General features: G+C 71.1%; 3 protein-coding genes. All 3 read right to left on the bottom strand.

Annotated elements, in window-relative coordinates; genetic code table 11:
- Window positions 1–650: 650 nt before the first annotated feature.
- The 3 genes from ABZ490_RS51860 to ABZ490_RS51850 all read right to left on the bottom strand — a co-directional run bounded on the left by ABZ490_RS51860 (window position 651) and on the right by ABZ490_RS51850 (window position 5,548).
- The gene (locus tag ABZ490_RS51860) at window positions 651–1,157 is read right to left on the bottom strand and encodes a hypothetical protein (protein ID WP_359007985.1); all 507 of its coding nucleotides are present in this window, start codon (window positions 1,155–1,157) and stop codon (window positions 651–653) included.
- 400 nt (window positions 1,158–1,557) lie between these two features.
- Window positions 1,558–4,686, bottom strand: coding sequence for an AAA family ATPase (locus ABZ490_RS51855; protein WP_359007982.1), 3,129 nt, complete (start codon window positions 4,684–4,686; stop codon window positions 1,558–1,560).
- Between the two features lie 550 nt (window positions 4,687–5,236).
- Window positions 5,237–5,548, bottom strand: a complete 312-nt coding sequence (locus tag ABZ490_RS51850) for a hypothetical protein (protein WP_359007979.1) — start codon at window positions 5,546–5,548, stop codon at window positions 5,237–5,239.
- Window positions 5,549–5,745: the final 197 nt, after the last annotated feature.

The raw sequence follows: 5,745 nt of genomic DNA, 5'->3' as shown, positions 1-5,745 counted from the left end.
GGCGGGGTAGTGCTTCATCCCCACAGGGGACTCCGTTCTCCTGGACCATCAAGATCCAAGTGTCTCCGGTGTCCAAGATCCGGGGTCAAGGCCCCGGTTTTGCGGGTGGTGGTTGTGGTGGACGTGGACGGGGGGCTGGCTTCCGTGTGGGTTCGTGGCTGGGTCGGTGGGGGTGGGCCGGAGCTCGCGGCTGGCCGGGCCGGGCTTGCCCGGCAGTTCTGTGGCGCCGGGGGGGAGGCGGTCCAGGAGGTCGTGGGTGTGTTCAACGTGTCCCGTTCTGTGGTGTGCGGGCGTCTCGGTAGAACCAGGGCCGTCTTCCGCCGGCCGAGGGAGACCACTGTGGCGAAGCCCTGAAAGCTGCTGGTGGGTTACTTGTCGTCTGGTTCGCCGCTTGTCGACGGCATCCCGTGCTGGGCGGAGACCGTTCCGCCATTGTCATCGCCGGGACCAGTCTTGCCGGCTGGCGGGGCGGGCGGGGGATGCGGCCGGCGTTGCGGAGGCTTTTGCCGGCCTGCTGGAGTACATGGTGCGGGTGGTGGGAGGGAACCGTCCCGCCGCTCTCGCCACTCGGAGCGATCTGGTCCACTGGCGGCAGGAGGCGGGGATGGCTGCCGGGTTGTCGGGTGGCAAGCGTTCATGAGGCACGGGGATCACGTTTGTGTTCCCGCAGGCCCCCCGGTCGTGTTCGACCAGGGGATCGGAATCTCCGGGTTCCTGACTTTCTTCAGGCTCTCGGCGGTGTGCTCCCGGTGCTGTTCGCCGCTGCCCGTGTGGGCCGGGACCGGCCGGATCTTCAGCGGGCTGTCGCCCGCGTCGGCCCGCTCGATTGCCGTGTGGGCGTCCTCGGCCTCCCCGGCGAACCGGTCGGGGGTGAGGTCCTTGGCTTTGCCGGCCGAGGTCAGCGGCGCCAGGAAGGCGATGGTCACGTACCGGTCGCCGCCGTCGCGCATCGCCCGGGTGTTCTCGGTGCCGATGGCGGTCAGCGCGGGCTTCATGGCGGTGCGGAAGACGTCGCAGTGGCCGTCGAGCCCGTCGGTCGCCCCGGTGCACTCCCCGCCGGGCTGGGTCACCAGCGCCCGGTTGAGGGTTCCGCGGTGCTTTTCGCGGGTGTCCTTCTCGTGCTTCTGCCGGGCTGTGTTCTGGCTGTGGGCCTTCACGGCGCATCCGCCGGCGGTCACCGCGGGCACGAGGGCGGTGCAGACCGCGGCGGCGGCACGCCGCGGTGCCAGGCGGGCACAGCGCGCCCTGAACCGCCCGTCGCCGTCCGGCTCCTGCTGTGCCGGCGCGTGCGGCTTGTGCCGTTGGTGCGGCGGCCCGGCGTGGGCGGGTTCCGTCTCCGTCCCGGCGGCCGGGGACTGCTGCGCCGGGGCGCCCGTGGGGGCGCCGGTGGTGTGTCGGTGACCGGGGCCGTGGCGGGTGCCGCGGCGGCGCGTGCGCCGGGCAGTGCTGGCGCCAGGTCCTGCCAGGTCTTGCCTTGGGCGGTGTCCGCGTGCCGCGCTCTGAGTGCTGTACCCGTCTGGGGGAACACATGTGTCCGGGGTGTTCGCCGTGGCGCGGTCAGTTTCCTGCCGGGTTGGGGCCGAGGTCGGCGAGGAATCTTTCGGCGCGGCGGGCGAAGAGGTGGGCGCCGCGTTCGCGGGATCGGGTGCGGGCTTCGTGGGCGGCGGCTCGTACGGCATCGAGGGGTTCTCCGCGGGTGTGCAGCAGGCGGGCGCGCAGCAGCAGGAGGAGTCCTTCGGCGTAGCGTTGGCCGTGGGCTTTGATGGCCTGGTCGGCGTGGTCGAGGGCGGTGGCGGCCTGGTCGGGTCTTTCGGCTGCGAGCCACATCTCGGCGATCAGTCCGTGCCAGTAGGCGAGGCCCCATCTGGGTGGGTCGGTGAGGGTCGCGGCCAGGAGTTGTTCGGCCTCGGCGGCGGCGCCGGCCGGGTCGTCGCCGGTGAGGGCACGGGCCCAGTACCGGTCCAGCCGTATGTAGGTTTCCTGGGCGACGCCGGGAAGGTCGGCGCTGGCCTCGGCCCACCGTTCGGTCGCTTGCATGGCCCAGGCCGCGTCACCGGCCATCGAGGCGGCCATGGTCTGGTAGCGGGTCCAGCCCGACATCTCGAAGAGGTCTCCCTCGGCCTGGTACACCGTGCCGAGCAGGGACCGCCCGGTCTCGACATCGCCGTGCAGCGAGGTGATGACCCCCAGGTAGCCGATCCACTCGTCCGGGATCCGCCAGCGTCCGCGGTCGTCGCGGCGCCGGACCGGGACGCCCCCGACCTGGCCGGCGAGGTGGTACAGACTTTCCTGAGCCGGTCCCGGGTGCGGGTCGGCCGAGTTCGCGAGCAGCGAGGCGACGTCGTCGGCAGTGGTGCGGCCCAGCCAGCTGAAGCATTGGAACGCCGCGCCGATGTCGCCGATGTCCCATTGGTGCAGGCCCCAGGCCTGCCGGCCGTACGCCTTGATGACCGGATCCGCGGACGCCTCGCCCTGCTCATGCAGCCGGCGGGCCCACATGCCACGGTCGTTCTCGGTGGAGACGTAGGCCCCGGTCATCCGGAAGAAGAGAAACTCGGCCTCGGCCGTCTCGCGGCCGAGTCTGCGGGCGAGATATGCGCCCCGTTCCAGCAGATCGTACGTTGAGCCGCCCATTCCCGGAGGCTCGACGGCGAGGAGGTTGAGCAGCGCCAGGACGGACAGTTCGAGTTCCAGCAGCCCCGCCGTCCGGGCGATCCGGACGGCCGATTCCAGGTTACGGTAGGCCGCTGCGAACGCGAGCTTGGCCGCCGCGCGGCGGCCGGCGCGCGCCAGTGCCTTCGCGGTGCGGCCCGGGTCGGCCAGGGGGCCTGCGGCCCACAGATGGTAGGCGAGGCGTTCGGCGGCGGACTCGTCGTCTGCGTGGATGGCTTCGAGGGCGTCGGCGACGCGCAGATGCACCTGGACGGCCTGGTGCGGCGCGGTGGTCCCGGTGACCGACTCGCGGACGAGGTCGTGCGCGAAGCGCCACGAGAACGGGTCTTGCGGCTTGGTCTCCAGCAGACCTAGTTCCTGCAGCGGTCCGAGGCGTTCGAGGCAGTCCGCGATCTCGACGCCGATCGCGCGGGCGAGCAGGTCGAGGTCCACGTCGCGGCCGATGACCGCGGCGGTGCGCAGCAGGCCGTGCGTGCTGTCGTCGAGACCGGCCATCCGATCGCGGACGACGTCTCGCACGGTGGCCGGCACCCCGGCCCGCACGGATGTGCCGCCGTCGCCGAGCGGGCCGCCGTCGCCGAGTGAGCCGCCGTCGCTGAGCAGCCGGGACAGCTCCTGGACGAAGAACGGGTTGCCGGCGGTGCGGGCATGGATGCCGCGGGCGGCTTCGGCACCGGGCTCGTGGCCGGTTTCGCGGCGGATGAGCTCGGTCACGTCCCTCAGGCCGAGCGGGCCGAGCCGGATCCTGCGGTGGCCGGGCAGCCGGCCGGCCGCGGCCAGGACCTGCGAAAGGCCGGAGCCGGGTGCGGGTGCGCGGTCGCGTAGCGCTCCGATGATCACCGTGCCGGTGGGCGGCCGGGCCGTCAGGTGGCCGAACAGCTGGAGTGAGGCGGCGTCGGCCCACTGCAGGTCATCGACGATCAGCAGCACGGGCCGTTGCGCCGAGGCCTGCCCGACGACAGTGACGACCTGCTCGAACAGGCGGAACTGCGCACGGCTGTCGGGAATCGCAGACCCGGCGGCATGGTCGTCCGGAGAGTGAAGGAGGCCGCCGAGCTCGCTGGCGAGCCACTTCTCCCGCAACGACGCGGGCAGGCTGTCGAGAATCGCGCGGAGCGTCTGTTCCCAGGGCCACATCGACGGTGTTCCGTCGCCTTCCAGACATGAACCCCAGACGACCAGCGCGCCACGCCGGCCTGCTTCGCCGGCGACCTCCTGCAGCAGCCGGGTCTTGCCCACGCCCGGCTCGCCTTGGACGATGCCCAGCGCCGCACGGCCGGTGAAAGCCTTCTCCACTGTTTCCCGCAGCACGGCGAGTTCCTCGACCCTGCCGACGAGGCCGGCTTCCGTCCGCGCCGGAGCGCCGGCCGGACTCGCCACGGGCGGTGAGACCGGGGGCTGCGTCAGCACGTGCAGGTGCGCGGCCTGTATCTCCGGGCCGGGATCGATGCCGAGTTCGTCGGCGAGACGGGCACGGACCCTGTCGTACGCCGACAGTGCCTCGGCCCGCAGCCCCGCGGCCCCCAGGGCGGTGATGAGGCCGGCGTGGACGGGTTCGTGGAACGGTGCCGTCGATGCGGCCAGCCGCAGCGCCGGCAGCACCGATGCCGGTCGGCGCAGCGACACCGCCAGCTCGGCCGCTTCGGTGCAGGCGGCGTGGAACTCGTCGTCGACAGCGGCGAAGGTCGCCAGTGCGGTCGACCTGGGGGTGAACCCGTCGCCCGCACGGCCCCGCCACAGACCGAGCGCTTCGACATAGCGATCCAGCGCCGTCTCCTGGCGTTGCCCTGCCATGGCCTCTTTGGCGGTCACAACGAGTTCCCGGAAAGTGAGAAGGTCCAGGGCGCCGGGGGCGGCAGTGAACAGGTAGGCGTTGCCGCGGCGGTGCAGGTAGGAGCCGGTTCCACGGGCGGGGATCGCGGGTTCGAGCAGTCGCCGCAATGCGCCGACGTATTTGTGGATGATGTTGAGCGCGCTGTTGGGGACGTCGTCGTCCCAGATCAGGTCGATCATTTCGCTCGTGCTGATCGGCCTGCCCGTCCGGGCCAGGAGCAAGGCCAGCAGATAGGCCTGTTGCCGGGGACCGGTATCCAGTTCGACACCCTCATGCCACACCCGTAACGGGCCCAAGACCTGAAGACGCAAAGAGGAACCACCGGTCGGCCGATCGCTGTCGCCCGACAGGACGGGATGAACGGGCAGGGCCACGCCAACTCCCGGGTGATACGACAGCCGCCAGTCTGCAAACCGCCGGAATCATATCGCGGAAGTGTGAAACCTACTGTGAGGGTGAAGTCGTGGCTCACGAGTGCGTGGCTACTGCGGATTCCGCTGGCCGAACGTGAACCGACCAGAGGTGGCCGCGACGTCACAGACCGGGTCGTTGAACTTCAACACGACCATCGTGGGCACCGTCTCAACCTCGGTCGTCACCGACGTCGTGGCGGGCGGCCTGTTCGCAGCCGATACCGTGATCAGCAACCGGACACAGCCCCCGCCGCCGACGTCCTGCGGTGCACCGCGGGCTGGGTACGGTCTTCCGGCATCCACACCGCCGGCACCATCACCTTCGCCTGAGCCCGGACGTCATCACGCCACCGGCGTACCGGTCCTCGGGCATTGCTCGCCCGTGCCGAGACTCCGGCGGCGTGCATGTCCGGGAATCCATGATGACCATCGACGGGACCTCTGCGCGGCCAGCGGCCCTGCCGAACCCACAGCGCGACAGCTCGTTGATCGTCGCTGTCGTGCCGTCGCCCCGCGTCGTGCCGAGCTGCCGCACGGTGAAGTCCACGCGCCCCTTGACCGTCTTCAGCGGTTCCCGGGTGAACTGCTCCTGCCCCGCACGGTCCAGGGCGTCCTCGATCTCTCCCACAGTCCCTACCCCCGTCGTCCATGACGGCGTTGTGGCCGTCGCTCTCACATCCCGCACGGCACTCGCGCCGGGCACACAGGAGGGGCGGCGCCGCTCAACGCGGGACACTGTTGGTGAATGCCTCTGCGTGCGTGACATCGGTCTGTGCCACCGGGTTGGTGGTAGAGACCGACGTTGCGTGTGAGGGGGCTGAAGGT

Source organism: Streptomyces sp. NPDC005811, from assembly GCF_040630405.1.
Classification (GTDB): Bacteria; Actinomycetota; Actinomycetes; order Streptomycetales; family Streptomycetaceae; genus Streptomyces.
The sequence above is the reverse complement of the archived record's forward strand: the minus strand, read 5'-3'. Positions and strand labels throughout refer to the sequence as shown.